Source organism: Pseudogemmobacter hezensis (assembly GCF_013155295.1).
GTDB lineage: Bacteria > Pseudomonadota > Alphaproteobacteria > Rhodobacterales > Rhodobacteraceae > Pseudogemmobacter > Pseudogemmobacter hezensis.
In genome coordinates this window covers 33,050-58,959 of sequence record NZ_JABJXT010000022.1, presented here as the reverse complement: position 1 = coordinate 58,959, position 25,910 = coordinate 33,050, and the positions used below count along the sequence as shown (strand labels likewise).

The window sequence follows — 25,910 nt, the reverse complement described above, 5'->3', positions numbered from 1 at the left end:
CTGCTTGAGCCGATCGGGAGCATCCCGCCAGCAGAGGCAGAAGCAAACTTCTACGCGGCTCTGGAAATTGAAGACATCGCCGCGTAACTAACCGTAATCAGCCTCCGGCAAACCCGGAGCGGTTCAGTCTGCCTTCACCGGCAATACTGTGAAGGAAGCTTGAAATCATACCTTCCGTATTCAGGTGTCGGTTCGGTGACCGACGATGTCCTGCTTCTCAGAGCAAAATCAGAAGAGGTCTTGGAACGCCGCTTCTGGGGAGCGACTGTCGACAGGACGCCGGCTAAATCCATTCAGCTTTCGGATGGTGCCTTTCGACGCAAAGTCGATGTGGTCCCATCGAACTGGTTTGACACGGCAACCTATCAGCGGACGCTTGAAGAAACGCAGCGCGGCGTTGAGATCGTCAACAAGTACACGCGCGAGCACATCACCAACTATCCTTTCATCTATATCGCCGAAATCACTGCCAAAGCCCGCCAGACCAACGAGGGGGCCCGTATGGGTATCCGATTGGCCAAGAATGTTAAGAACGATGCAGACGTCGAAATTGCGCTCAGCAGCTACGACATCGGAAGCCTGATCTACCATTGTCCCAATCACTACATCACGCATCTGGTCGCACGGGACCTGATGATTCTGTCGGGTGTCGAGCGCTGGTTCGATGAATTGTCTCGTGATCATACTCGCGCGACTTCCCTCATGACGCCGGATGGAACGCGGCGCATCTTGAATGACGTTGCAAAATGGGAGGGTCTTGTGAAGCTGTCCGGTGAACTGACCAGCTTGGCTCAGGCCGTCGAGAGGGAGCTTGCGAGCCCCTATGACTTTACGCTTCCAGATCGTGATATGCTCCGTAAGAGATTGAACGATAACTCAATCCCCCTGGCGCCGGAATTTATCGGCGGTGGCATTCGGTTTTGAAAAGCACCATTGAAAGCGGACCCAATGTTCAAGAATCTTCAACGGGAGCTCGAAAGGCTTGGACGGATGAAAGAAATACCCGTCCCTATCAAGCTTGATGCCGAAGGGTATCTCGACAAGGAATGCCCTTCCGAGCCATGCCTTTTCCTCTTCAAGATTTATGGTGAAGACTGGTCGAACATCGTTCGAGACGAAGAGGTGTTCTGTCCATCCTGCGGGCATGTAGCTCCTGCCAAGTCGTGGTATCCTAGGGCGCAGGTAGAGGCTGCCCGAGATTACGCACTCGGTACGATCACCAACTCTATGAACAAGGCGATGAGAGCGGACGCGGCGGCGTCGAAGCGCCGCCAGAACCGCAATTCCTTCTTGAGTATCACCTTGGACGTGAAAGGCGGACGGGACGCCGTACTTGTGCCAGTAGCAGCTGCGGAGCCGATGCGGCTGCATACATCCTGCGAGAGCTGCGGTTGCCGCTATTCCTACGTTGGCGCTGCATACTTCTGCCCGAGCTGTGGAGCGAACTCTGCAAGCCATACCTTCACGCAAACCTTGAACACGATCCGCACCGCCGCAGGGCTTGGCAAAACCCTGCGGAACACGCTCGGTCCCGATGATGCCGAGGTGATGATCCGAACGCTTCTGGAGAAGGCCATCCAAGACACGGTAATGTCGTTCCAAAGGTTGAACGAGCAGCTATATGAGCGTCAGAGCGGAAAGACGGCTCGCCGCAATGCCTTCCAGAATCTCGATGCGGGGTCGGACTTGTGGAAGGCTGAGATTGGGTACGCCTATGTCGATCTGATCGGGCAGGCCAAGCTTGACCAGCTCAAGGTTTACTTTCAGCAGCGCCATCTTCTCGCGCATCAGCAGGGAATCGTAGATCAAGACTACATTGATCGAAGTGGCGACAAGACCTACGCCCGAGGGCAACGCCTTCTAATCCGAGATTCCGCGGTACGAGAGTTTGCCGACCTGATCGAAGAACTCAGCCAGGAGCTGAGGAAGAAGGCAGGGCCCTAATCAGTTGAGTATTGGCCGCTGAACTCAGCATAGCAGACCTTCATCTGCGGTCTGACCACCGTCCGCGATGCAGATGTTTCAGACTTTCATGCGATGCGCATCGAACGTCCGCTTTCCGCCCATTGACGACATTTGCCTGACCTAGAATTCTAGGGAACCGATCCTCCTTCCACTCTATGCAGCCCAAACCTGGTTGAGGATCCTGGCCGCGATCTCGGCCTTGTCCTGTGGCAGAAAGCGCCCGTAATGCTGCGCGACCATCTCTGGCGTATCCTGGATGGCATAGCTGGCCTGTTCATAGGATCCCGTCTGCTTCAGGATGTGGGTGGCGAGAACGTCCCGCACATTGTGTGGCCCATGGGGCAACAATCCCTCTATGGCACCTTTGCCCGTCCAAGGATTGTAGATCCCGTAGCGCTGGATCGCGGTGCGCCAGGCCTCGTAGAACGTGTTCTGGCCGTAGGCCGCATCGGTGCTCGTTCTTTTCGCCGTCTTGACGAAGAAAGTCCCGGGATCAACCGCCTCGCCGATCAGGCGTTGCCGATGACGCTCAAGCCATGCATCGATCATTTCATAGAGCCGACCGAGGTCGGGCAGGATCAGCCGAAACGGCTTGGACCCGAAGAACGACGAATTTGCGTTCTTGAACGCGATGGCGGGGATCAGAATCTCCCAGCCCTGGTCGCGCGTGCTCCAGCGCAACTCACCGCGTTTCATGTCCTCCAACCGACGCTCCGAGGTCGGCAGGCCCCCACGGCCGCAAAGCATCAGTTCACGCAGGTTCTTCTGCCGCAGACCGGTGTGCATGCCGATACGCAGGAGCAGGAAGGCTCTGATCGCTTCAGCAGCGGCACGCGGATGCAACTCTTCGTCAGGGAGACGACGAAGGATCTCTTCGGTGATCTTACGATACTCGCCGACCGGGCTTGGTGCCTCCAGCACGGGAAGGATCGGTTCGAACGGGTCCCGATGAATACGCGCGACCCTGTCGATCTCCTTCGTGCGCCGCCGGGCATGTTTGTACATCCGCTCGCATGTGCCGCCCCAATCCGCCTGCGCGGCGGCGATGTCGTCTGCAGAGATCAAGCCCTCGATCACAACCAGATGGTCTGCCAGGTTTGGCATCTGGCGCAGCCATCCGGTCTCTTCCCGGCAAAAGGCGGCCGCGATCGACAGAAGGTCGATTTCCCATTTGGTGTAGAAACCCCGCCGGCGCTCCCGCCATTGCAAATACCAGTCCCAGACCTGAGGAAAGACCATCATCGCGAAGGTGAGACTATGGGGGTCGGCCCCGAAGCCATGGACCTCGCTTTCCACCGGAGCGGCAAAAGCCCCGAACCACAGCCCGAAATGATCCACCTTCTGCGTAGCGGTTTCTTCGCCCCATACCCCGTTTCGCTGCAAGCCGAATGCTGCAAAGGTCGCGGTCTTGAAGCGCAGGAGCGCCGCCATCTCTTCATTCAGTCGCGCGGGCGCTTCGACAATCCCAGCTTCCGTATCGCTCGTCGAGGGGGCCTGTTTGCGCCGTGGGCTCGCTGCACAGGCGAAGCGAACGGCGTAGCGCTGACGCATCATCACCGCCTGATAGCGCCGGTAATCGGTCGATCCGCTGACAATCACCCGGCGCACCCAGTCAACAATCTCGACCTGTTCCGCCCGTGACCTGCGATTGAAATCTTCCGGCAAATGCCACGCCAGCCGCCGGCGCTCTGCCGGTGTCACATCGTGCAGAATGAAGTCACCCGGCGCGCGCTCAGCCCCTCCCCGCTTGCTGGCAAAATATCCCTCCGGAAGCCGATAACGTCGCTCTATCCGCCTGAGGATTTCCAGGCTGATCGCAGATCGTGGCGCCTTCTTGCCTTTGCCCCAGGAGATCAGAGTGCTGCGGTGAACCCCGTCCTCCGGTCGCACCACAGCATTGTAGAGATGATAGGTGGTTTCGCCATGACGCGCCGCATGCAGCCGAAGCGCTTCACCGAAACTGCCGGGCTCGTCCCATGTCTCATTCAGCGGCTCTGGAAATTCCTCGATGGGACGCGGCTTTCTGCCAGCATTCGGGTGAGCCCGCCGGACCCGCGGAGCTTTCGGAGGACGAAGGCGCCGCTCCGCCACTTCACGAGATACCGCATCGAAGATCGGCTTGAGCATGGCGCGCACTGCGGAGAGATCACTGGGCTCCATGCCCAAAGATTCTGCCACCGCCCGGATATCCAGGCTACTGCCGCGATAGGGCGGATACTCACCGCGCTCCAATAGTGCTGTCAGGTAGCGGCAGAGTCTTTTGACCTGGTCTGTCGGCAAAACCGGCCCTAGCCTCAGGTCACAGTACTCCTGAACCCTTTGCGCCGTCAGTGCTGAATGTCTTGATGTCATCTTCCTGCTTCCATCTATCCCGGGGCGATCGGGCTAGCGGAAGCGCGGGATGTGCAAAAGGATGCCTGCGAAAGGTGACCGGCGTCGGCCTGAACCCGTGCTGGCAGCATGGCGGATCAAGTCCGACTTGTGCAGTAGGCCATGTGGTCAGAACTCGCAGACCGATCCGATGGAGAACAAAATCTGCAGACGAACCATCACGCTGCCATGCGCAGCGCAACTTCCATCTGCTCGTGTTCAAACGCCGCCACGTAAGCCGAGGCTGCGGCGCCCCTCACGCCCTGGCTCTGAAACTTCGCGCGCCACTGCTTTGAGATCCCATCGGCAAGGTCACGCGCCAGCTGACGCGCTTCTTCCACCGAAATCTCGAAGAAGGGGGCTGCTTCAACGGCGGCTTCCACAGAGGGCTCGAAGCCGCTCAGCGGGCTGATCCCGGTTTCCATCTGCGGCTGACGCCGCGCCTGCGCATTGATGTCGAAGGCGGGGGCAAGCCGCCACCGATTTTCCCGGACATAGAGAAAGCCGTGGTTCTTCAGGTGATCGTCGGTGTTGTTCACCAGGATCGAGAAGACCATCCGCCGCCAGAGCTCACGCAGATCGGCCAGCGCGTCGACCGAGATCTCGCGGATTACATCGGCGATGTCAGTATAGTAGCCGGGCGTCATGCCCTGCACCTGCAGTGCCGTCCGAGCCGAGATATAGGGAATGCGCCCCTGCCCCCGGCGGTCAAAGCGCCGGATCAGCGCCACCGGCGCCTCGCTGCGCGGCAGGGCCAGCTCTGCCACCGCCGTATTCAGCCCGAGGGCACGGCCCAGGTTGAGGATCGCTAATTCGGCGCGCTCCACCGGCCAGCTGTCGCCAACGGCGGTGAACTTGGCGATCCAGAGCTGATCACCCTCAACCACATTCGCCTTGGGTCTCGCGCCCCCTAATGAGCCCCCTGCCCCTGCCAGGATGCGTGCTTCCTCGGCCGCGCCAAGCGGATCACGCTCATAGCGAGCGGCAATCGCGCGGATCTCCTCGATATCCAGCCGGCGCGGCACCGGATCGCTCATCTGCGACAGCGGCTGCATCCGCTCATCCAGAAACCGCAGCGCACCTTGCCTGGTGACATCATCCGATCGCACCAGATAATCGAAATCCGACAGCCCTTCGCCAAGCGTGCGCGCTATCAACCGGCGGCCCCAGCTGTCTGGCGCCGCATCCGCGAAGGCACCCGGCAAGGCATCGCGCGCATCAGCCTGCCCGCTGGCATGGATCGGGCCTGGGCCGAGCGGCAGACCCGGGGCCAGAGCGAAGGTCCCGGCATTGCGCAGCCAGCCGGGGCTGTAGAGGAAAGTCGAATGCTGACGGCGGCCATCGCTTTCGAAATGCAGCCGCCCGACCTCGATCTTCTGCTCCCCGAGCGCGACGATGGCTTCTGGCATCAGAAGGCCGTCCCTTCGTCGCTGTCTTGGCCACTGACCGGCAGGGTGGCGGTGCCCGTAACTGGTTTGCGGCCCCGCCCGATCCGTTTGGGCAGATTGGCATGGTCGATCATCAACCCGGTGTCGTCACTGGCAGGATCCAGCAACCGCTCGAGTCGCGGCAGCTCGCCGAGCGCCAAGAGTGCCATGGCGAGTGTTTCGAGCCGGGTGCCGGGCTCGCCCTTTTCCAGCCGGATCACGGTTCCCTCGGCCACGCCGATCCGCGCCGCGAAATCCTTTACCGGGATGCGGCGCTTCTTGCGGGCGACCTGTATGTCCTGCCCCAACTGGCGCAGAACTTTCTCGACACGAAGGGAGGACATCCTTCACTTCTCTATGTTATGGTATTTCCATGCATAGCATCAAAATATGGATGTTTAAATGCCGAATGAGTGGCCGGCAGGAGGAGTGTGCCCGCCTCAGGCTGTCAGCCGGCTTCGACGCGATAGCCACGCCGTTGTTTTGCGGTGACAAGTTTCGTCAGTGCCGCCTGAGCCTCCTCCGCATGATCGAAGGTCTCAAGCATCACGCGACCCGGCCCGCCGATGCGTCCCCAACGCCGCACAACCGAGACCCCGCCAAACAGGGTTGGCTGGACTTCCGCCGCATAAAAGCGGCGCATGTTGCGCTCGGGGTCGATCCGCTGAAGGTGAACGGCCTCATCCATGGTCGGAGCATCGCATTCTTCCCCTCATCCCGTCCAACTACAGTTTGGAATCCTGGCGACCGATGCGATTCACAACCGTGATGGAACGCCCATGGTCGGCCAGCGGCTCACATGCCGGTATCAACGGGTACTATGATCATTCCCAGATCAGCTCGGGGAGAGCGGCTGCGAGCAGCCGACCGAGTAGGGCGCGGTCCGGGAGGGGACAAGATCCTGAGCATTAGATCAACAGACCCGGTTGGCAGGAAGGGTGTCGCAGAGACTTGGAGCCAGCCTCAATCAAGGTTTCCCTTGAATGCTTCAGTTCAAAAATGAAAAACTGCCTCAACCACTGAACCAGTGAGACAGGCGGAACATACGTTGATTGAGCTGAAAATCGAACTTGTTGGCATCCAACCACCCATCTGGCGCCGGATAGTCGTTCCGAATGACATTACCTTGGACATCCTGCATTCCGTGCTCCAGGGCGCTATGCCTTGGCAAGACTATCATTTGCATGAGTTCGAGATTGGCGAGGACAGGTTCGAGGCCCGCGACGAAAGTGACGACAGCTGGGACCCAAACGATGGCCGGAAGGACGAGAGGAGGTTTGCGCTCGGTAAACTGGTCAAGAAGGGCAGTCAGTTCACATACACTTATGACTTCGGCGATGGTTGGAGGCATCTCGTAACCGTCGAGAAGGTTGGCAAACTGACCGGAAGACCAGATCAGGACTTTCCTGCCTGTGTTGCCGGAGCGCGCGCGTGCCCGCCAGAGGACAGTGGCGGACCCTATTCTTACGAAGAATTTCTCGACGCGCTGACCGACAAACACCACCCGGAACATCGTGATACAAAGCAATGGGCTGGCCCGTTCGAACCGGAAGTGTTCAGCGTGCAGCAAGCCAATGCTGCCGTCGGTGCGATGTTTGTATGGGCAAAAGAACGCCACAATCGAAAGTGAAACCTGACTCTTGTTTGGCGCATCGGCTTCGGCCGGGGCACAAAGCTTCAACTTTTTGATCCGAATGACCTAGCGTCTTCTCAGCCAATCTAGTGCATCCACGCCCTGCTTTGCTGGTGAGCTTCAGAGCCGACAACCACCCGTCTCTTTGAGAATTGCAGGATTTGTCGCTCCTTGACGGACTATTTCACATGCTTTCACAGAAACAAGTGGCGGCCTCTTTAAAAATATATCATTGTGTCGCGCATGAGTGGACAAGAGCACGAAAAACTAAAGAGCCTTCTTGAGGCTGTCCCCACGGGGTTCCTCGTGGACTCCGCCTGGCTTGAGCACCACGGGATAGGCCGGCGTTCGTCCTACGCCTATGTCCAACGCGGCTGGCTGGAACGCCTTGGCCGCGGCGTCTTTCGCCGTCCCGCACCAAGCAGCGCCACCACGAATCCGCTCGACTGGAAGACCTGCCTGCTCTCGCTCCAGCACATCATGCACTACCCTGTCCATATCGGCGGGGTGACGGCATTGAGCCTGCAAGGCTATGCGCACTATCTCTCACTCGGCGACAAGAGCACAGTCTGGCTGTACGGCACAAAAATTCCCAACTGGCTCGAAAAACTGCAGCTCAACGCCGAACTCCGCACACGCAGCGTATCGCTGTTTTCCGACCCGCAGTTGGGTGTCGATGACGCGCGAGATAATCAGGGAGTGACAGCATCGTCCCTGCCATGGGACTGGAAACTGGTGATGTCCTCCCCAGAACGCGCGGTCTTTGAGGCGCTGGACGAGTTGCCGGATCAAGAGAGCTTTCACAACCTCGACATGGCGTTCGAAAGCCTGACGACGTTGCGCCCGAGAACCCTCTCGGCACTGCTCAGAAGTTGCAAGAAGATCAAGGTCAAACGCCTGTTCTTCGTGTTCGCCGACCGCCACGACCATGCCTGGCGCAAGCGACTGGATCCGGAAGAGTTCGACCTCGGTAGCGGCGACCGCGCATTGGTCAAAGGCGGCAAGATACATCCGCGCTACAGGATCATGGTGCCCGAAGAGTTTTTAAGAAAGGAACGTGATCATGGCGCGTGAAGACTATGCCGCCCAAGTGGCCCTGCTCGTGCGCATACTCCCGTATGTCGCCAAGGAGGAGATATTTGCGCTCAAGGGCGGGACGGCCATCAACCTATTCTATCGCGACCTTCCACGCCTCTCGGTCGATATCGACTTGACCTATTTGCCTGTCAAAGACCGCGCCGAAAGCCTCGCTGAGATCAACGACGCGATGGACCGGATTGCCGCTGCCATCGAAGGCGGCATCACCGGCGCCAAAGCGCAGCGCATTGCCGGCGGTGGCGGCGGCGCCACGCGTGCGCTCGCACGCCTCGGCGCAGCCGAAATCAAGATCGAAACCTCCCCCGTTACCCGGGGCGTCGTGCATGATCCGGAACAACGTGAAGTCTCCGAAGCCGTCGAGGAGGAGTTCGGATATGCGACGATGAACATCGTCTCCTTCGAGGATTTGTTCGGCGGTAAACTACATGCGGCACTCGATCGCCAGCACCCGCGAGACCTCTACGACGTCAAGCTCCTCTACGAGAATGAAGGGTTTACCGACGCGTTGCTCCGTACTTTTCTGATCTATGTTGCGAGTTCACCCCGCCCGCCGCACGAACTTCTGAACCCAAACCTGATCGATCTAGATCAGCCCTATGCCCGGGAATTCGAGGGCATGACGAAGGAAGCGGTCGACCTCGGGGAATTGATCGCGACACGCAACCGCCTGATCGGTGATATCCAATCCCGCTTGGATGAGGACGCGAAGAGGTTTCTGAGAACCCTGCATGACGGCGATCCGGACTTCGACGCGATCGACCGCCCCCAAGCGGCCCAGCTACCAGCGGTCCGATGGAAGCTCATCAACGTGAACAAGCTGAAAGCAGAAAACCCCAAGAAGCATACCGCCCAAGGGGAAGTGCTGGAGAAGCTCCTCGGCTGAAGATGGATCAGAGATGACTGATTTCGAGAACGACCCCGACTACGAAGAATGCCTTGTGACCTTTTTTGATGTCCTCGGTTTCAGGAACCTCCTGCACACGCGAAGCGGTGCAGAGATCAGGGACCTGCTTTCGTTGTTTCGCAAGGTGTCCGAAGGTGATGCCAAGCCACCGACCCGTTCCGATGAAATGCGGATGATCAGCGAAGTCCATGCCGAGATTGTGTCTGATGCGATCGTCAGAACCAGAACAATTGAAGTTCAGTACCAGGCCGGCCCCTTGGTCTGGGAGCTCATCGATCTGCTGCACATCTAGATCGAATGCGTGGCAAATGGCATATTGGTGCGCGGCGCGATGACGATCGGCCCCATACATCTCGGCATCGACTTCAGTGGTCCGGTGTTTGGGCCTGCCCTCGTTCAGGCTTATTTAATGGAAGATGGCGAGGTCATCTTCCCGCGCATTGCGATCCATGAAGATGTCATCGAACGCCACCGGCAGGACCAAACGCTCTGGCGGGAAGGACATTCCTATGACGATGAAGAGCGTCACCTGAACAACCTCCTGCGCCAAGACGAGTCAGGCCTCCACTACATCGACTATCTTCGCGCCAGTCTCAGCGAGCTCGACGGCGAATACGCCGGCTGGATCGAGTTTCTGGGTAGGCACAAAACGTTGGTGGAGAGCGGTCTCGCCGACAGTCCCAACGCGACAGTGCGGCGCAAATACAGCTGGCTCAAGAACTACCACAACGCAGTCATCGACGAGAACATGGCAAACTTGGAACCGGGCGCGATGACCGAGGATGGGGACCCTTGGGAAGTTCTGTTCAGAGGGCTCAGGATCGAAGCCTGAGTTCCCTCAACAAGTCACGATTGGGAGCGTCACGAAATGTCCACGACATGCCTCACCGTTTGGCCAATACGGGGATCGCCAGCCCGCCACCATTCCTATGACCCTCCATCCAGACCTGCGTCTTCCAACTGCTTCCGCTCTGGCAGATCCGCGAGAGTCTCCAGATCAAATGCAACAAGGAACTGCTCGGTCGTCACAAAGGTGTAGGGCGCACCGCGGCGCGGCGATCGTGGCCCGGGCCCGATCGAGTCGCGCGAATGCAGCCGCCCGATCAGGTCACGGCTGATCTCATTGCCAAAGATATCTTTCGTAAGCGGTGTTCCGATCACACGGTGGAGGCGTAGTTCCACGGGAGCAGGTCTAGGATGTTGCTCTGTTTGTGGCCTTTGACGATGGCGGTGAGCGTGGTTGTCAGCCACGCGTGTGGATCGACGCCGTTCACTTTGCAGGTCTCGATCAGCGAGGCGATGACGGCCCAGTTTTCGGCACCAGCGTCATGGCCTGCGAAGAGGGCATTTTTGCGGTTGAGGGCGATGGGGCGGATCGTGCGTTCGACGGTGTTACTGTCCAGCTCGACGCGACCATCGGCCAGGAAGCGCCCGAGACCGTCGCGGTATTTGGCGATGTAGGCCAGCGCCTCGCCCAAGGGTGATTTGGCGGATGTGCGGGCGCGGTGGTGGCTCAGCCAGGCGTCGATGCGGGCCAGGATCGGGGCAGAGCGTTCTTGCCGCGCGGCAAGGCGCGCGGCGGGTTCGCTGCCTCGGATGTCGGTCTCGATGGCATAGAGTGCGCGGATGAGGGTCACACCTGCCTCGGCAATGGGCGCGGAACCGGTGCGGCTGATCTCGATCAGCTTTCGGCGGGCGTGGGCCCAGCAATATGCCAGCTGAATGTCCGGACCGATGCGGTCCGGCGCGATCAGTCGGTTGTATCCCGCATAGCCATCGACCTGAAGGATGCCGCCGAAGCCCTGCAATATCCGTTCGGCATGTTGCCCGCCCCGACCCGGCGCATAGGTGAAGGCCACGCCCGGTGGCGCCGTGCCGCCCCACGATCGGTCATCGCGGGCCAGCGCCCAGAGGTATCCGGTCTTGGTCTTCCTGGCCCCCGGATCGAGGACCGGGGCGCGCGTCTCGTCCATGAACAGCTTGGTGGACTGCTTCAGGTCGGCAAGCAGCGCATCGTGGACAGGTCGGAGTTCGAAGGCGGCTCGGCCGACCCAATCGGCAAGGGTGGAGCGGTCGAGATCGACGCCCTGCCGGCTGTAGATCTGGGCCTGACGGTATAGCGGAAGATGGTCGGCATACTTGCTGACCAACACATGCGCGACCGTGGCTTCGGTCGGCATGCCGCCTGGGATCAGCCGCGCCGGGGCCGATGCCTGCGTCACGCCGTCGGTGCAGGATCGGCAGGCATATTTGGGGCGACGGATGACGATGACGCGGAACTGGGCAGGCACGATGTCCAGCCGTTCCGACACATCTTCCCCGATGCGGTGCAGACAGCCGCCACAGGCGCAGGTCAGGCGCTCGGGCTCAATCACCTCTTCGATGCGCGGAAGATGTTTGGGCAGCGATCCGCGATTGACGGCACGCAGCTTGGCGGGGCGTTTGGCCGCGCGGTCCTCGGCATCCTCTTCGGCATGGATTGCAGCGATGGCCGTCTCCAGATCTTCCAGCGTCAGCTCGAACTGGTCCGGATCGCTCTTCTCCGACCTGCGTCCGAAGGCTGCGTGCCTGAAGGCCGCGACCAGCTTCTCCAGCCGTTCGATACGCTCGTCCTTACGCAGGTTATGCGCCTCCGAGGCGATCAGCATCGCCTTCAGGGTGGCAATTTCCTCAAGCAGATCAGCGGTCTCCGGCATGGCCGCAGTTTATCACCCGCCACGGCCAATACCCGCAAAAAGCGCTGCAGGGCCAACAAAAACAGGACTATTCCACCGCCTCCGGTGCCTTCGCACCGATGGCTCGAACCCGCCGCCAGTCCAGCCCGGAGAACAGGGCTTCGAACTGCGCGTGGTTCATCACCAGCAGCCCGTCCCTCACCGCAGGCCAGGTGAAGCTGTGCTCTTCCAGCCGTTTGTAGGCCATCACCAGGCCCGTGCCGTCCCAGTAGAGCAGCTTCAGCCGATCGGATTTCTTGGCGCGGAAGACAAAGACGGTGCCGGTGAACGGATCCTTGCGCAGCTCGTTTTTGACCATTGCCGCCAGGCTGTCATGGCCTTTGCGGAAGTCGATGGCCTTGGTCGTCACCATGATCCGCACGCGGTTCGACGGGAAGATCACGCGCCTGCCGCCAAGGCATGCGCCACGGACGCAATCCGATCCGCCGAAGCGCCGACTTCCAGACGGATCACAACGGCCCCGAACGAGATCTCCGGGCCGGTCACAGCAGGGCCGACAGAACTCGGAACATCATCTGCAGGCCCGAGCATCAGAGCCGCGAATTCGGTCGGATCCTCCGGTGCTGGCAAAACCAGCCGCCCCTTGCGCGCCAGCGTCCGCCACGACGAGATGCGATTTGCCGGAAGGCCATGCCGCCGGGCAACATCATTGACCGTAGCACCCGGAACCAGCGTTTCCGCCACAATCCGCGCCTTCACCTCGTCAGGCCAACTCCGGCTCTGGCGGCCAGACCCACCAACCGTGAGAACCTCCAATGTAGTCTCCATGGAGAGGCTCCATCATCAAACAACAATGGATGCCAGTGAGCCCATCAGGAAGCGCGCTGGAAGGTGGGGTTGGGACAGCGCTTACTATCTTTCAGCCCATCGCGGGTGATCGGCTGATGGTACAGGGCCTCGATGCCCAGGCGCTTCATCAGGGTAGCAACGTGCAACCGCCCCACCGTGAACCCTTCCTGAACCAACCGCCCCTGCAGCATTCGGCTGCCCGCGAACGGGAATTCCACTTATCCAAGCTGTTCAGATTTCAGCAGCCACCTCTCCAGTCAGGAAGGGATATCACTCGCCTTCACCTACGATCGGCAGATCCAGCGCGATGTCAGCCGCTGGCTTCAACAGTCCCGCATCTTCCAGCGCCTCGAGGTCCGGCAGGTCACGCAGGGTTTCCAGCCCGAACTGCACCAGAAACCCGGGCGTGGTGACGTAAGTGTAGGGCGCACCGGGTTCGGGGCTGCGCGGCCCGCGGGCGATCAGGTCCTGGCGGTGCAGGCGGGCGATCAGATCTCGGCTGATCTCGCGCCACGTGAGGCGCGAGATCGCGCCGCGGGTCACCGGCTGCATATAGGCGATGATGGTCAGGACGAGGGCTTCGTTCTGCGTGAATTCTCGGACAGCGTCATCCTCGCCGCGCGCGACGCGGATCGCCACCGCATGGTGCGGCCGCGTGCGGAACTGCCATCCGCCTGAGATGCGGGCAATCTCATAGGGACGCCCCGTAAGCTCAGCGGAAATGTCCTCGATCAACAGATCAAGCGCGCAATCCTTACCGACCACTCGGGCGAGCACCTCCCGCCCCACCGGCTCGGAGGCGGCGAACAGCACCGCCTCGACCCGCGCCATCCATTCGCGCCAGCGCAACCCCCGCGGCAGATCGGCGAGTTCGGTGTCCAGCGGCTCAGATGACTTCGGCGCCATTGTCACAACCCGTAAAGCCGGAAGGTCGGCCGTCCGGTCAGCTCACGCACCAGACCGAGCGAGGTCAGCCGACCAAAGAGCCGCCGCGCTGCGCGGTCACTGGCCTCGGCCCCCGCCTGGGCCGCCAGCGCATCCTCGGTCAGGAGCGCGGAGATAATGGCGGCGGTATCCTTTCCCGGCCGCCGCAGATGCGCGGCGCGCAAGGCAGCGGCGCGGCGGGTCAGATCGATGTGCAGATCAAAGGCAGCAACCGCACCCCTGCCCCAGGCACTCGCGCAGGCCGCAAGCCATGCCTCACCCTCCAGCCGGAAGGCCGTGCGCGGCAGATGCGACGCGAGCAACGGCACCGGCCGATCCCAGCCGAGAGCGCGCGCCAAAAGCGCATCCGCCAGCCAGAGCGCCAGGCCGCGATGGGCCGGGCCGAGAGCGAGAAGCTCGCGCCCGGTTTCAGCGGCAAAGCGCAGCGGCGGCTTGCGGCCGACAAATCGAGCACCGAGGTCGCGCAAAATCTCCGCGCTCGGCTCGGGTGGCAGGTCAAAGAAGCCGGGCAGACGCGCGGGCCACTCCGCCGATCTCAGCGCCCGTGCCTCGCCCAGGGCACGCCAGCCGAGCAGTATCCGTCCGGCAGGGCCGGGATCATCACCGGGTTTCCGAAGGGCGAAATTGTCTCGGAATTGCGCTTCGTCCTCCCGGCGTCCTTCGAGCCGGGAAATCGCCGCTGCGATCGAGAGCGCCAGCCGCTTGCGCCAGAGGATGCCAACCGGATCTTCAGACCGGGCAATCGGGTCCAGCACAGCAAGGGCTGCCCCGGCGGAAAACATCACTGTTTCAACATCATCTCGGCCCGTGCCCTGCCGGATCCAGCGCGGAAGAGCAGGAGGAATTGATGGAGGCAGGGGAGATCTTGCGGCACGTGGCATGGCAGAAGGCTAGCAGGCATCGGCGTTTTATGCTAGATCAGGTTCCAATATCCGCCGCGCCTGTAACTTCACAATAATGTCCAATAATCTTGCATTATCGGTCGTTATCTTCTTCTATGGAAAGATGCGCTCCAGAACCCCGAAAATGCCTCGAAATCCCAGCCAAGACGCGACAGCCAGGCCGTGCAGAACGCGGGCTTCTGTCTGGGATTCTGCGGTGGCACCGCGCCTCAGCGCGCACACGCCGGCGCGAGCCGCCCATGGAGATTGCCATGACAGATGAGACAGCCGATCCGGGGGAGTTGACGCGGGAAGCCCCCTCCCCTGCCCTGCGGGATCTGGCCGAACGGGCACGCGTCTATGCGGAGGCCGCAAGTTCAGCCAACACCCGCAAAGCCTATGCCGCCGACTGGAAGCATTTTGCCGGATGGTGCCGACGCGAGGGGTTGGATGCGCTGTCCCCCGATCCCCAAACGGTCGGTCTCTATATCACCGCCTGCGCCTCCGGCGCGAAATCGGTCGGCGGGCGCAAGAACGCGGTCTCAACCATCGAGCGGCGCCTCTCGGCGCTGGTCTGGGCCTATACGCAACGGGGGCTAACCCTTGACCGGCGCGACCGGCACATCGCCACCGTTCTCGCCGGCATCCGCAACAGCCACGCCGCTCCGCCGCGCCAGAAGGAGGCCATTCTGCCCGAGGACCTTCTGGCCATGTTGGAAACCTGCGACCGCGGCACTCTCCGTGGCTTACGTGATCGTGCCATGCTGCTGATAGGCTTCGCCGGAGGCCTGCGCCGATCCGAGATTACCGGGCTAGATGTGGGCCGAGACCAGACCGAGGATGGGCGCGGCTGGATCGAGGTTCTTCCCGGCGGGCTGCTTGTCACCTTGCGCGGCAAGACCGGCTGGCGCGAGGTCGAGATCGGCCGCGGGTCTTCGCCCGCGACTTGCCCGGCCGAGGCGCTGGAACTCTGGCTGAAGTTCGGCCGCATCAGCGAAGGACCGCTGTTCCGTCGTGTCACCGGCGGGGGGAAGGAACCGGGGCCGTTCCGTCTCAATGACCGCGAGGTCGCGAGACTGATTAAGCGGGCCGCTCAAACAGCGGGACTGCGGGGCGATCTGCCCGAGAAGGACCGCCCTGCCCTCTTCTCCGGCCACTCCCTTCGTGCCGGTCTCGCCTCATCGGCCGAGGTCGACGAGCGCCATGTCCAGAAACAGCTCGGCCATGCCAGCGCCGAGATGACACGCAGGTATCAGCGCCGCCGCGACAGGTTCAGGGTGAACCTGACCAAAGCTGCTGGCCTGTAGCTAAGCGATCGGAGCGCTACTACGCATCCAGAGACCCTGCACGCCCGACCAATTCACAGATCCCCACAGGACGGCAGCCGTGCTTCCCAAGCTCAGCAATGTGCGGCGGCCGTTTACAACTGTAAAATGTTCGGGCAGCCTCGCCATGCATGTAGTCACGATGCGCCTGCATAGACACTATATGCAGGAAACTCTTGACATAAGCCAGTGAATCACCGCCCTTGTCATCAAGTGGCGTGAAAAAGGCCACATTTTCGGATTTGAGGCAACCAGATGATTCCCGTGACACCGCTATCTGCGGATCGCCCGTCAGCACTCGCGACTGACATCTCTGAGCGACTGAACGCCGCGATCAGGGAGCATCTGCTCGCCGCGTTCGCTCCAGACAACACCAAGACACTTCGCGAGTTCTCGGCCCCAGAGGTTGCGGAGCTACTCGATGTCTCCGGTCAGTTCATGCGGAAAGTTCATGCAGACGGCGTTCTGCCAGAACCCGCAATCAACCGTGGAGGACGCCGCTACTACTCAGGGCAGGAGATCTTGCAGGCGCGCGAGATTCTCGAACGAACCTCACGGAAGAAAGGACACTACCTGCCACGCAGGATGGAGGGCGAAAAGCTCCAAGTCTGGCAGCTGATGAACTTCAAGGGCGGGTCGAGCAAAAGCACGACGACGATCCACCTTGCCCACTACCTCGCTCTGCAAGGCTACCGGGTGCTGGTCGTTGACCTCGACCCCCAGGGCTCGCTGACGTCCATGTGCGGCATCAGCCCCGAAATCGAGTTCGATGGGCTCACGATCTACGATGCCATCAAATATGAAAACCCGTCGCCGATGGCCGACGTGATCGTGCAGACCTATTTTCCCGGGCTCGCGATCGCCCCTTCCCGTCTCGTCCTGTCCGAGTTCGAGACGGAGTCCGCAGTTCATTCCAACCCCGAAAGGCCGTTCTACTTCCGGATCCGCGATGCACTTGCGCAGGTCGAAGCTGACTACGACCTGGTCCTGATGGATAGCCCTCCGCAGCTTGGCTTCCTGACGATTTCCGGTATGGCCGCCGCGACCTCGATCATTGTCCCGATGACCCCATCGATGTTGGACGTCTCCTCCACTGCACAGTTCCTTGAACTGGCAGGGGCTTACATGGGCGTCATCGAAGATGCCGGCGCGGCGCTCGACTACGATCACTTTAAGCTCCTTATCACTCGCGATGAACCGACGGACATCCCGTCTCAGCAAATCACCTCGTTTATGAGAGCCCTGTTTCAGGATCGCGTGATGTCAGCCACAGCGCTCAAAAGCACGGCCATCAGTGACGCAACCATGCTGAAGCAGTCTCTCTATGAGGTAGTTCGCTCAGACATGACCAGAGCAACATACGACAGGGCTCGCGGCTCGATGGACGCCATCGGCCGCGAGATCGAGACGATGGTCCGGCAAACCTGGGGGCGTAAGTAATGGCTCGCAAATCGCTCAGCGGAATGACGGGCATCGCGAGTACGATCGCCCGCTCCACCACCTCGCCGTCCGAGCGGCCGTCCAAGATCACGGCGCCCGCGCTCGGAGCCTTGCAAGGATCTCTCGCAGCAATCCGCGAGATTGAACCTGGCTTGATCGACGACTGGGGACCCGTTGACCGGCTGACACCATTTACAGCTGTAAACGATGATGAAGCGGATGATGGCCTCGAGAGCCTTACGAACAGCATCCGAGATCAGGGACAACAGGTGCCAATTCTGGTTCGTCGGGCAAAGGTCGAAGGCCGTTACGAAGTCATCTATGGACGCCGCCGCCTCGCTGCCTGTCGTGACCTAGGCATTAAAGTCCGGGCCAACGTCCAGGATCTGGATGATGCAACAGCGCTCATAGCCAAGGGCCTCGAGAACGCTGCGCGGCGAAACCTATCCTTCTACGAGCGAGCTAGGTTCGCCCAAGCGATCCTTGATGCCGGCCACCAACCCGCCACGGCAAAGGCGGTGCTTAACCTGTCAGCCGCTGGTCTTTCCCACCTTACCAAGGTCACCCAGGCCGTCCCCGCAGACATCGGCTCGCTCATCGGTGCCGCTCAGAAGTCTGGACGACCGAAATGGACTGCTCTGGCGGAACTCTTCATCGCAGGGAAGCTGACCGAGAGAACGGCCGACGGGATTCTGAGATCCGCAAACGAGCGCCTGACGTCCGACGAGCGCTTAGACCATCTCATTCGCGAGGCGACAAAGCGCGGCGCACGACATGACGACATCGCCGAAAGCACCCCAGTCGACGGCGTCACGATCCGCTCTGGCCGTAGCTCAGTGACGCTCACGGTGAAGCGAAGCGGAGCAAATGCCGAGTTTGCTTCTTGGCTGGACGCTCGGCTCCAAGACCTCATCAAACAATCCTATGCGGAGTTCAAATCGAAGTCTCCGCAGGACGACGAATAACCAACCGAGGCAGAGCAGAAAGGAGGAAAGGCTAACAAAACAAAACCCCCGAAGCTGTGAAGCTCCGGAGGCTGCCGCGCCGAAGCGCATTCTCGATTAGACACCCTGAATCTAGCAGCCCCCGAATCACGAATCAAGAGCAACGCTTCAGAGCGAACGGGATAGTTTTGTCCGCTGATCAATATGAAGCACATCACATCCACGGCCCTTGCGGCCGGGGCACAGGAAACCTGTGCCAAATCCGCGGAGCACTCGCTCCCCGGCATGGGTTCGATCACCCTGCAGCCAGCTTTTCGGCCGATCTCACGTCGCGACATCATGGCCGCAGTCAACACGTGCAGCCGCGATCTCAACATCCGGCAAGGGGCGGTCGTTGTCTTGGACGCACTTCTGAGCTGCCTGCCCTGCCAAGGCGCGGATGGTCGCGAGACACCGGTCTCCCCAGCCACCCTGCTCACGGTCTATGCCAGCAATGAAACCCTATGCTTCCGCGCCAAGGGTCTTACCGACCGTCAGCTGCGGCGGCATCTGGAGACACTCGAAGCCGCCGGCCTGATCCGGCGCCGTGACAGTGCAAATGGTAAGCGCTTCCCTGTGATGCAGCACGGCAAACCGATCGGAGCCTTCGGGCTGGACCTTTCCCCCCTCTTCGCGCAATCAGACAAGCTGGTCGCCCTTGCCTTGCGCCGCCGCGAGGAAGCAGACGAGTTGCGCGGCCTTCGGGCCCAGATCCTCAGACTTCGCGCGGCCTGCGCCGAACTCCATTTGAGCGACGCTATCACCACTTTCATTGACGGGTTGCGAAACCTCATGCGGCGTACCTCACTGACCCTCGTTGAGGCTCGGGCAGCTCTCTCCCAGCTGACCGCGATCCTCTCGTCACATGCAGCCCCACAAGCAGTAGTCCATTGCAAAGCCGAAGAGGTTGAGCAGCGCCTGCCCTCCAGAGCGGAAGCCGCTGATGTTACATCCTGCGCGGAGACCACCATGGACCGCGCTCCGGACCAAGCAGTCCCCCAAACCTTTCAGGCCCTCACCGCAGAAACTCTCGGCCTACCGCCAACCGAGCAAAAGCCCGCCTCTGACGGACAGAATGTCCGCCACATAGAGCAAGACTCAGATACAAAAAAAAGAAGAAGAGAAGCAGAGGAACTTCCCGGGTGGACTGCCCTGACCGAAATCAACGCTTTCTATGAAGAGCCCACCAGCGTCCAAGAGGCCACGCGCATCGCTTTCGAATTCGGAAAGATGCTGAGAATAAGCCAGGACATCCTCGCAAGCGCTGCGAGCAAGCTCGGGCTTTGGGAACTTCTCAAGCTTGAAAACCGCATGGCAAAGCAGATCGGAACCATCCTCAACCCTGATGCCTATGTGAGATCCGTCCTAAGAGCGTGATCCCTGACCGCGGTCGCATAGCCATGAAACACCCAGATGGACCGCTCGGGAGGAATCGGATAGGTTCGTTGATTGTTCTCATGCCGAACTGCTGCGAGGTCGAGTGATGTGCAATCTTTACGCTCAGACGAAAAGCCAGGACGCGATGCGACAAGTCTTTCGTGATGTGCTGGAAGAAGACGAAGAACTGATCGATACCGCAGGCAACCTCGCGCCCGCATCCGGCATCTTCCCCAACTATGCTGCGCCGATCATTCGCCGCAGTGAAGGACGGGATTGGACACTGACCACGGCCCGATGGGGTATGCCGACGCCACCCGTCTATCTTACGGCCAGGCGCACGGACCCCGGCGTCACGAACATCCGCAATGTCAGCTCGCCCCATTGGCGCAGATGGCTCGGGATCGAACACCGCTGCCTCGTTCCCTTCACCAGCTTTTCCGAACTCGACGCCCGACCCGGCGCACCTCGCAATCACCCGGTTTGGTTTGCCCTCGGACACGATCGCCCGCTCGCGTTCTTCGCCGGCATCTACACAGAATGGACCTCGGTCAGGAAACTGAAGGAGGGCGAGGTGACGGCTGAGCTCTTCGGCTTCCTGACCTGTGAGCCAAATAATGCAGTTAGCCCGGTGCATCCCAAAGCGATGCCCGTGATCCTTACTAGCCCAGATGAGTGGCGCTACTGGCTGACCGCGGACACGAGCGAGGCACTGAAGCTCCAACGACCGCTGGCCAATGGGCTTCTTGAGATAGTCGCGGAGGGAACCCGTGCGGACCCTGCGTGACCGGCTTCAGGCCGGAAATGACGAACCGCTTCATCTCCTGAAGGGCCGTGTCCACGAAGTCGAAGGACGGGGACGCAACGGCTTTGCCCTGTTCCATGCCACGAGATTGCCAGGGTCGGTCTTCTGGATCGTGCTGGCGCATGATCGCGATCGGCCAATGCCGGGATCTCTACCAAACGGCGTCAGCGAGCGGTTGCACTTCATAGAGGCGAGGGGCGAGATCGACCTGCTCTGGACCGTCGAAGAAGCGCTACGGGCGCGGCCAGTGTCTTTGGTCATCGCCGCTCCAGAGAAACCAATCTCACTGACCGCGGGCAGACGGCTCCAACTGGCAGCCGAGGCCGGGGGCACCACGGGCCTGATGCTGATCCAGGAGGGCAGGGGAAGTAATGCCGCCGAGACCCGCTGGAAATGTGATCCGCTACCCTCACCTCCGGACTCGACTCGTCATCGCTGGATCCTTAATAAGAACAAAAGAGGAACAACTGGAATCTATGATGTGAGCTGGAATGGCACGACGGCTGCTGTCCATCTGGTTCCCCAGGCTGGCGAGCGACATCAGCCTGAGGGCCCGCCCCGTTGAGGGGCCTTTCGCGTTGACGCTCCGGGCGTCGAACGCGGAACATCTGCATTGTCTGAACAGCATCGCAAGCGCCGCCGGGCTTCATCGCGGCATGCCGCTGGCCGACGCGCGCGCCGTCTGTCCGCTGCTCTCCACGCGGCCGGCTGATCTGATCCGCGAGGGCAGGGCGCTGGAAGGGCTGCGACGGTGGGCGAGCCGTTACGGACCACATGCAGCGAAAGACGGATCGGACGGCCTGATTGTCGATGTTTCCGGCGTGCCACATCTCTTCGGTGGCGAGGTCGAACTTCTGGCTGATCTCGAGGCGCGGCTCGAAAGGGCAGGGGTCTCCTCGAAAAGCGCCATTGCCGAGAGCCGGGGCGGTGCCTGGGCACTTGCCCGCCGTGGAGGGGGCGTGATCCCGGAAGGCGGGTTGCTTTCTCGGCTCGGCCCGATGCCGGTGAGCGCACTGCGGATTGAGGCTCCGGTCGCCGAAGGTCTGGCCCGCCTCGGGCTGCACAAGATCGTCGACCTGACCACTGTCGCACGGGCACCACTGGCGCGCCGGTTTGGCGCGGAGCTTCTGCGGCGATTGGATCAGGCGCTCGGGACCCAAGCCGAGCCTGTCGCAGCCGAAGCGAATGCGCCGCATTTCGGGGTGCGGATGACACTGCCCGAGCCGATCGGGCTCACGGCGGATGTCATGGGGGTGCTGGACCGGCTCCTGATCCGGCTTTGCGACAAGCTCGCATCGGCCCAGATGGGGGCGCGGGCTGTCCGGTTGGAACTGCAGCGGGTGGATCGCTCGGCCGCCGTGGTCGATGTCGGTCTCGCCCGCGCCATGCGCGACCCGGTCCGGATCTCGGCCTTGTTCCTCAAGGGGGTGGATGAGGTCGATTCCGGTTTCGGGATCGACGGTCTGCGCCTGACCGCCACAGTGATCGAGCCGCTGGCCCCCGAGCAGATCGGCAACGCGCAGGCGCGGGCCGAAGATGAGCTTTCCGACTTGATCTCGCGGATCGGCAATCGGCTTGGCTTCGATGCGGTGCAACGCTTCCTGCCGGCCAGCAGCCGCATTCCAGAGCGCAGCTTCCTGACCGTTCCGGCCGCCTATGCGGCGTCGGAACCGTTTCCACCCAAGCGGCGCCCCCGCCGTCCCATCACCCTCTTCCCGGCGGAAGCCCTGGCCCAGGTCTCTGGCAGCCCTCCCGCCCGCTTCAGCTGGCGCCGGATGGCATTCACCACCCTGCGGGCACATGGCCCGGAGCGGATCACTCCGGAATGGTGGTTTGACGATCCCGCCTGGCGCAGCGGTGTGCGGGACTATTGGCGGATCGAGACCAATGAAGGGCCCCGGCTCTGGCTCTTCCGCACGCCTCAATCCGGCGCCCGCGACTGGTATGCGCAGGGGGTCTTCCTGTGACTGCCTATGCCGAGCTCTGCGTGACCTCGAACTTTACCTTTCTGCGTGGTGCCTCGCATCCCGAGGAGCTGGTGAAGCGCGCAACTGAGTTGGGCCTGACGGCCATCGCCATCACCGACCGAAACTCGGTTGCCGGAGTAGTGCGGGCGTTTTCTGCGCTGAAGGAACTGGCGCGCGTCGCGGAGGAAGCGGGGCAGGGGGCGCCCTTGCCCCGGCTGATCCCCGGCGCGTGCCTCGTGCTGACCGACAGCCCTGTGGAATGGGTTGCGCTGCCCACCGATCTGGCGGCCTGGTCGCGGCTGACCCGTCTTTTGTCGCTCGGAAAGCGGCGCGCGGAAAAGGGCAGCTGCCATATCGGCCTCGCCGATCTCGAGGACTGGGGCAGGGGGATGGTCCTGATCGCTCTGCCGCCCGATCCGTTGGACGCGACGGGCTTCGAGCGAGATCTGCGCCGGATCGCCGCGCGCTTCGCCGGTCAGTGCTTCCTGGGCGCGGCACCACGCTATGACGGGCAGGATCAGGAACGGCTTGATCGTTTGGCCGAGATTTCGCAGGCCACAGGGCTGCCCAAAGTCGCTGTAGGTGACGTTCTGATGCACCGATCAAACCGGCGGCCTCTCGCGGATGTGCTGACATGCATCCGCGAAGGCTGCACCATCGACACAATCGGCGACCGGCGGCTTGCCAATGGCGAGCACCGCCTCAAATCCGGCGAGGAACTTGCCCGGATCTTCCATCGTTATCCGGCTGCCCTGCGCCGGACCGTCGAGATCGCTGATCGCTGTGCCTTCCGCATGGACCAGCTGCGCTACCAATATCCGGATGAAGCCCGGGACGGGGAGCCTGCTCAAACCCGCCTTGAGCGGCTGGCACGCGATGGGCTGCGTTGGCGCTATCCGGGCGGGCCGCCGCCGAAGATCGTCAGCCGCGTCCAGAAAGAGCTGCGCCTGATCGCCGAGGTCGAATACGCCCCCTACTTTCTGACCGTCTATGACATCGTCAGCTTTGCGCGCTCGAAAGGCATCCTCTGTCAGGGCAGGGGATCGGCCGCGAACTCTGTCGTCTGCTACCTCCTCGGTATCACCGAGGTGCCGCCGGAGAGCATCACCCTGATCTTCGAGCGGTTCATCTCGAAAGAACGCGGCGAGCCGCCGGATATCGACGTGGATTTCGAGCACGAGCGCCGCGAAGAGGTGATCCAGTGGATCTATGAGCGCTATACCCGCGAGCGCGCGGGCCTGACCGCTGTGGTGATCCATTTCCGCTCCCGAGCCGCGATCCGCGAGGTGGGCAAGGTCATGGGCCTCAGCCAGGACGTGATCGCCCGGCTTGCCGGGCAGATCTGGGGTTGGTCCTCCTCGGCCTCTGGTGATGACCGGCTGCGTGAGGCGGGCCTCAGCCCCGAGGACAACCGCGTTGCTTTGGCCGTGAAGCTGATCGGAGAGATCATCGGTTTCCCCCGGCACCTGTCACAGCATGTCGGCGGCTTCGTCATCACCCAAGGGCGGCTCGACGAACTCTGCCCCATCGAGAACGCCACGATGGAGGACCGCACCGTCATCGAATGGGACAAGGACGATATCGACGCGCTTGGCCTGTTGAAGGTGGATATCCTCGCGCTTGGCATGCTGACAGCGATCCGCAAGGCTTTCGGCTTGATCGAAGATCACCGGCAGCAACATCTGACGCTGGCGAACATCCCGCCTGAGGACGGCCGGGTCTATGATATGCTGTGCAAGGCGGACGCGATCGGTGTGTTCCAGGTGGAAAGCCGGGCGCAGCTGAACTTCTTGCCGCGGATGAAGCCCCGGAAATTCTACGATCTGGTCTGCGAGGTAGCCATCGTCCGCCCCGGGCCGATCCAGGGCGGGATGGTTCATCCCTTCATCAACCGTCGGCAGGGCAGGGAGAAGGTCGAAGATCTCGGCCCTGCCATGATGGAAGTGCTCGGCCGCACCTACGGGGTGCCCCTCTTCCAGGAACAGGCGATGCAGATCGCCGTGGTCGCTGCAGGCTTCACGCCCGCCGAGGCCGACCGGCTGCGCCGCTCGCTCGCCACCTTCAAGCGCATGGGCACCATCGGCGGCTTCCGGGATCGCTTCGTCGGCGGCATGCTGGAACGCGGCTATGATGCGGAGTTCGCAGCGCGCTGCTTTTCCCAGATTGAAGGCTTCGGCAGCTACGGCTTTCCGGAAAGCCATGCCGCCAGCTTCGCGCGACTGGTCTATGTTTCGGCCTGGCTGAAACGCCATCATCAGGCGATTTTCACCTGCGCGCTGCTGAATGCGCAGCCCATGGGTTTCTATGCGCCTGCCCAGCTTGTGCGCGATGCGAGGGACCACGGGGTCGAGGTCCGGCCGGTCTCGGTCAATGAATCGATCTGGGATTGCACCATCGAGCCCCGGGCTGATGGTTCGCACGCTCTGCGGCTTGGCTTCCGGCAGGTGAAGGGGATGCGCGAAGAAGACGCCATCTGGATCAAGGCTGCACGCGGCAACGGCTACCCCGATGTCGAAAGCGTCTGGCGCCGTGCAGGGCTCAGGCCCGATGCGCTGGATCGGCTGGCCGAGGCGGATGGCTTTGCGGCGCTCGGCATCTCGCGCCGCGATGCCCTTTGGCAGGCCAAGGCCCTGAAGGCGCCGAAACCGCTGCCGCTGTTCGGCTTGGATGGCGAAGGCGAGCATGAACCTCTGGTCGAGCTCCCCCGGATGACGCTCGGCCAGGAGGTGATCGAGGACTATCTGGCGCTGCGCCTGTCCCTCCGGGCCCATCCCCTGGAGATCCTGCGCCCGAACCTGCCCGAGAGTCTTCCGGCGGCGTCAGTTCTGCAGGCGAAGGGCCGGATCCAGCTCACGGGTCTGGTCATCACCCGCCAGCGCCCTGGCACCGCCTCGGGCGTGGTGTTCCTCACCCTCGAGGACGAAACTGGCACCGCGAATGTCGTGGTCTGGAAGAAGGTCTATGAGGCGTTCCGCGCCGCCGTCGTTGCTGGGCGCCTTCTGCGGGTGACGGGGCGGATCGAGCGTGATGGGCAGGTGACCCACCTGATCGCCGAACGCATCGAGGATCTGTCAGCCCGGCTTTCCACTATTGGGCATCAGCTACGGATAGTGGCTGAGTCTGAGAGGGCAGGGGAGACTGTCAGGCCCACCCGAGCAGCGGGCAGAGCGCGGCACCCGAGGGAGCAGGCCAAAAAGCTTTTCCCGAGCCGGGACTTCCATTGAGGCGGAGGCCGCAGATTTGACATACCGTGTTGCGAGAGCTGC

The 25,910-nt window shown here is 61.7% G+C and carries 24 protein-coding genes and 2 pseudogenes; 15 read left to right on the top strand and 11 right to left on the bottom strand.

Annotation, left to right across the window (positions count from 1 at the left end; translation table 11 throughout):
* Positions 1–195: 195 nt before the first annotated feature.
* Both HOY34_RS18575 and HOY34_RS18570 read left to right on the top strand, forming a co-directional pair.
* The gene (locus HOY34_RS18575; protein ID WP_172365628.1) at positions 196–924 is read left to right on the top strand and encodes a nucleotidyltransferase-like protein; all 729 of its coding nucleotides are present in this window, start codon (positions 196–198) and stop codon (positions 922–924) included.
* Positions 925–948: 24 nt separating this feature from the next.
* Complete coding sequence (locus HOY34_RS18570; protein WP_172365626.1) at positions 949–1,944, top strand: hypothetical protein; 996 nt, start codon at positions 949–951, stop codon at positions 1,942–1,944.
* A gap of 174 nt (positions 1,945–2,118) precedes the next feature.
* Here the strand turns inward: HOY34_RS18570 and HOY34_RS18565 are convergent, their stop codons facing one another.
* The 4 genes from HOY34_RS18565 to HOY34_RS18550 form a co-directional block, all read right to left on the bottom strand.
* Positions 2,119–4,317: a hypothetical protein gene (locus tag HOY34_RS18565; protein ID WP_172365624.1), complete on the bottom strand. Its 2,199-nt coding sequence runs from the start codon at positions 4,315–4,317 to the stop codon at positions 2,119–2,121.
* A 197-nt stretch (positions 4,318–4,514) separates the two neighbouring features.
* Entirely contained in the window at positions 4,515–5,744 is a 1,230-nt protein-coding gene (locus tag HOY34_RS18560) for a type II toxin-antitoxin system HipA family toxin (protein ID WP_172365622.1), read from the bottom strand.
* A complete protein-coding gene (locus HOY34_RS18555) occupies positions 5,744–6,106 on the bottom strand; it encodes a helix-turn-helix domain-containing protein (protein ID WP_172365620.1) in 363 nt (120 codons plus the stop codon). The genes HOY34_RS18560 and HOY34_RS18555 overlap by 1 nt, the downstream gene beginning before the upstream one ends.
* A gap of 104 nt (positions 6,107–6,210) precedes the next feature.
* The gene (locus tag HOY34_RS18550) at positions 6,211–6,450 is read right to left on the bottom strand and encodes a WGR domain-containing protein (RefSeq protein WP_172365618.1); all 240 of its coding nucleotides are present in this window, start codon (positions 6,448–6,450) and stop codon (positions 6,211–6,213) included.
* A 360-nt stretch (positions 6,451–6,810) separates the two neighbouring features.
* On the opposite strand from HOY34_RS18550, the gene HOY34_RS18545 reads away from it, so the two are divergent.
* The 5 genes from HOY34_RS18545 to HOY34_RS18525 all read left to right on the top strand — a co-directional run bounded on the left by HOY34_RS18545 (position 6,811) and on the right by HOY34_RS18525 (position 10,229).
* A complete protein-coding gene (locus tag HOY34_RS18545) occupies positions 6,811–7,392 on the top strand; it encodes a plasmid pRiA4b ORF-3 family protein (RefSeq protein ID WP_216654833.1) in 582 nt (193 codons plus the stop codon).
* A gap of 246 nt (positions 7,393–7,638) precedes the next feature.
* Positions 7,639–8,469 (top strand): type IV toxin-antitoxin system AbiEi family antitoxin domain-containing protein, encoded by an 831-nt coding sequence (locus HOY34_RS18540; protein ID WP_172365614.1) that lies wholly within the window; start codon positions 7,639–7,641, stop codon positions 8,467–8,469.
* Complete coding sequence (locus HOY34_RS18535; RefSeq protein ID WP_172365612.1) at positions 8,459–9,376, top strand: nucleotidyl transferase AbiEii/AbiGii toxin family protein; 918 nt, start codon at positions 8,459–8,461, stop codon at positions 9,374–9,376. Before HOY34_RS18540 ends, HOY34_RS18535 begins: the two co-directional genes overlap by 11 nt.
* A 13-nt stretch (positions 9,377–9,389) precedes the next feature.
* Positions 9,390–9,689, top strand: a complete 300-nt coding sequence (locus HOY34_RS18530) for a hypothetical protein (RefSeq protein ID WP_172365610.1) — start codon at positions 9,390–9,392, stop codon at positions 9,687–9,689.
* A gap of 9 nt (positions 9,690–9,698) precedes the next feature.
* A complete protein-coding gene (locus HOY34_RS18525) occupies positions 9,699–10,229 on the top strand; it encodes a hypothetical protein (protein WP_216654832.1) in 531 nt (176 codons plus the stop codon).
* Between the two features lie 95 nt (positions 10,230–10,324).
* Here HOY34_RS18525 and HOY34_RS18520 read toward each other — a convergent pair.
* From HOY34_RS18520 to HOY34_RS18490, 7 genes and pseudogenes are all read right to left on the bottom strand, one after another.
* Positions 10,325–10,540, bottom strand: a pseudogene (locus HOY34_RS18520) (SMC-Scp complex subunit ScpB); the annotation flags it as partial.
* Positions 10,541–10,554: 14 nt separating this feature from the next.
* Entirely contained in the window at positions 10,555–12,093 is a 1,539-nt protein-coding gene (gene tnpC, locus HOY34_RS18515; RefSeq protein WP_172365606.1) for an IS66 family transposase, read from the bottom strand.
* A gap of 67 nt (positions 12,094–12,160) precedes the next feature.
* Positions 12,161–12,514 carry an IS66 family insertion sequence element accessory protein TnpB gene (gene tnpB / locus HOY34_RS18510; protein WP_172365604.1) on the bottom strand — a complete coding sequence of 118 codons (354 nt, stop codon included), beginning with the start codon at positions 12,512–12,514 and terminating at the stop codon, positions 12,161–12,163.
* A complete protein-coding gene (locus tag HOY34_RS18505) occupies positions 12,511–12,900 on the bottom strand; it encodes a transposase (RefSeq protein ID WP_172365602.1) in 390 nt (129 codons plus the stop codon). The genes tnpB and HOY34_RS18505 overlap by 4 nt, the downstream gene beginning before the upstream one ends.
* A 104-nt stretch (positions 12,901–13,004) precedes the next feature.
* Positions 13,005–13,139: pseudogene (locus HOY34_RS18500) on the bottom strand (IS3 family transposase); the annotation flags it as partial.
* A gap of 52 nt (positions 13,140–13,191) precedes the next feature.
* Positions 13,192–13,827 (bottom strand): SMC-Scp complex subunit ScpB, encoded by a 636-nt coding sequence (gene scpB / locus HOY34_RS18495; RefSeq protein ID WP_172365600.1) that lies wholly within the window; start codon positions 13,825–13,827, stop codon positions 13,192–13,194.
* Positions 13,828–13,829: 2 nt separating this feature from the next.
* The gene (locus tag HOY34_RS18490) at positions 13,830–14,648 is read right to left on the bottom strand and encodes a DUF1403 family protein (RefSeq protein ID WP_253944544.1); all 819 of its coding nucleotides are present in this window, start codon (positions 14,646–14,648) and stop codon (positions 13,830–13,832) included.
* 371 nt (positions 14,649–15,019) lie between these two features.
* On the opposite strand from HOY34_RS18490, the gene HOY34_RS18485 reads away from it, so the two are divergent.
* The 8 genes from HOY34_RS18485 to HOY34_RS18450 all read left to right on the top strand — a co-directional run bounded on the left by HOY34_RS18485 (position 15,020) and on the right by HOY34_RS18450 (position 25,868).
* On the top strand, positions 15,020–16,054 hold the full coding sequence (locus HOY34_RS18485) for a site-specific integrase (RefSeq protein WP_216654831.1): 1,035 nt from the start codon (positions 15,020–15,022) through the stop codon (positions 16,052–16,054).
* Positions 16,055–16,327: 273 nt separating this feature from the next.
* Complete coding sequence (repA, locus tag HOY34_RS18480; RefSeq protein WP_172365595.1) at positions 16,328–17,512, top strand: plasmid partitioning protein RepA; 1,185 nt, start codon at positions 16,328–16,330, stop codon at positions 17,510–17,512.
* Positions 17,512–18,477, top strand: a complete 966-nt coding sequence (gene repB, locus HOY34_RS18475) for a plasmid partitioning protein RepB (protein WP_172365593.1) — start codon at positions 17,512–17,514, stop codon at positions 18,475–18,477. Before repA ends, repB begins: the two co-directional genes overlap by 1 nt.
* 183 nt (positions 18,478–18,660) lie before the next feature.
* Complete coding sequence (locus HOY34_RS18470; protein WP_172365591.1) at positions 18,661–19,872, top strand: helix-turn-helix domain-containing protein; 1,212 nt, start codon at positions 18,661–18,663, stop codon at positions 19,870–19,872.
* A gap of 106 nt (positions 19,873–19,978) precedes the next feature.
* Entirely contained in the window at positions 19,979–20,659 is a 681-nt protein-coding gene (locus tag HOY34_RS18465) for an SOS response-associated peptidase (protein WP_172365589.1), read from the top strand.
* On the top strand, positions 20,643–21,242 hold the full coding sequence (locus HOY34_RS18460) for an ImuA family protein (protein WP_366926983.1): 600 nt from the start codon (positions 20,643–20,645) through the stop codon (positions 21,240–21,242). The genes HOY34_RS18465 and HOY34_RS18460 overlap by 17 nt, the downstream gene beginning before the upstream one ends.
* Positions 21,169–22,644: a Y-family DNA polymerase gene (locus HOY34_RS18455; protein WP_172365587.1), complete on the top strand. Its 1,476-nt coding sequence runs from the start codon at positions 21,169–21,171 to the stop codon at positions 22,642–22,644. Before HOY34_RS18460 ends, HOY34_RS18455 begins: the two co-directional genes overlap by 74 nt.
* Positions 22,641–25,868: an error-prone DNA polymerase gene (locus HOY34_RS18450; RefSeq protein ID WP_172365585.1), complete on the top strand. Its 3,228-nt coding sequence runs from the start codon at positions 22,641–22,643 to the stop codon at positions 25,866–25,868. Before HOY34_RS18455 ends, HOY34_RS18450 begins: the two co-directional genes overlap by 4 nt.
* Positions 25,869–25,910: the final 42 nt, after the last annotated feature.

Coding starts and splice junctions, on each gene's coding strand:
- HOY34_RS18570 (WP_172365626.1), top strand. CDS start 949: ATGTTCAAGAATCTTCAACGGGAGCTCGAAAGGCTTGGACGGATGAAA.
- HOY34_RS18565 (WP_172365624.1), bottom strand. CDS start 4,317: ATGACATCAAGACATTCAGCACTGACGGCGCAAAGGGTTCAGGAGTAC.
- HOY34_RS18560 (WP_172365622.1), bottom strand. CDS start 5,744: ATGCCAGAAGCCATCGTCGCGCTCGGGGAGCAGAAGATCGAGGTCGGG.
- HOY34_RS18555 (WP_172365620.1), bottom strand. CDS start 6,106: ATGTCCTCCCTTCGTGTCGAGAAAGTTCTGCGCCAGTTGGGGCAGGAC.
- HOY34_RS18550 (WP_172365618.1), bottom strand. CDS start 6,450: ATGGATGAGGCCGTTCACCTTCAGCGGATCGACCCCGAGCGCAACATG.
- HOY34_RS18540 (WP_172365614.1), top strand. CDS start 7,639: ATGAGTGGACAAGAGCACGAAAAACTAAAGAGCCTTCTTGAGGCTGTC.
- HOY34_RS18535 (WP_172365612.1), top strand. CDS start 8,459: ATGGCGCGTGAAGACTATGCCGCCCAAGTGGCCCTGCTCGTGCGCATA.
- HOY34_RS18530 (WP_172365610.1), top strand. CDS start 9,390: ATGACTGATTTCGAGAACGACCCCGACTACGAAGAATGCCTTGTGACC.
- tnpC (WP_172365606.1), bottom strand. CDS start 12,093: ATGCCGGAGACCGCTGATCTGCTTGAGGAAATTGCCACCCTGAAGGCG.
- HOY34_RS18505 (WP_172365602.1), bottom strand. CDS start 12,900: ATGGAGACTACATTGGAGGTTCTCACGGTTGGTGGGTCTGGCCGCCAG.
- scpB (WP_172365600.1), bottom strand. CDS start 13,827: ATGGCGCCGAAGTCATCTGAGCCGCTGGACACCGAACTCGCCGATCTG.
- HOY34_RS18490 (WP_253944544.1), bottom strand. CDS start 14,648: ATGTTTTCCGCCGGGGCAGCCCTTGCTGTGCTGGACCCGATTGCCCGG.
- HOY34_RS18485 (WP_216654831.1), top strand. CDS start 15,020: ATGACAGATGAGACAGCCGATCCGGGGGAGTTGACGCGGGAAGCCCCC.
- repA (WP_172365595.1), top strand. CDS start 16,328: ATGATTCCCGTGACACCGCTATCTGCGGATCGCCCGTCAGCACTCGCG.
- repB (WP_172365593.1), top strand. CDS start 17,512: ATGGCTCGCAAATCGCTCAGCGGAATGACGGGCATCGCGAGTACGATC.
- HOY34_RS18470 (WP_172365591.1), top strand. CDS start 18,661: ATGAAGCACATCACATCCACGGCCCTTGCGGCCGGGGCACAGGAAACC.
- HOY34_RS18465 (WP_172365589.1), top strand. CDS start 19,979: ATGTGCAATCTTTACGCTCAGACGAAAAGCCAGGACGCGATGCGACAA.
- HOY34_RS18455 (WP_172365587.1), top strand. CDS start 21,169: ATGGCACGACGGCTGCTGTCCATCTGGTTCCCCAGGCTGGCGAGCGAC.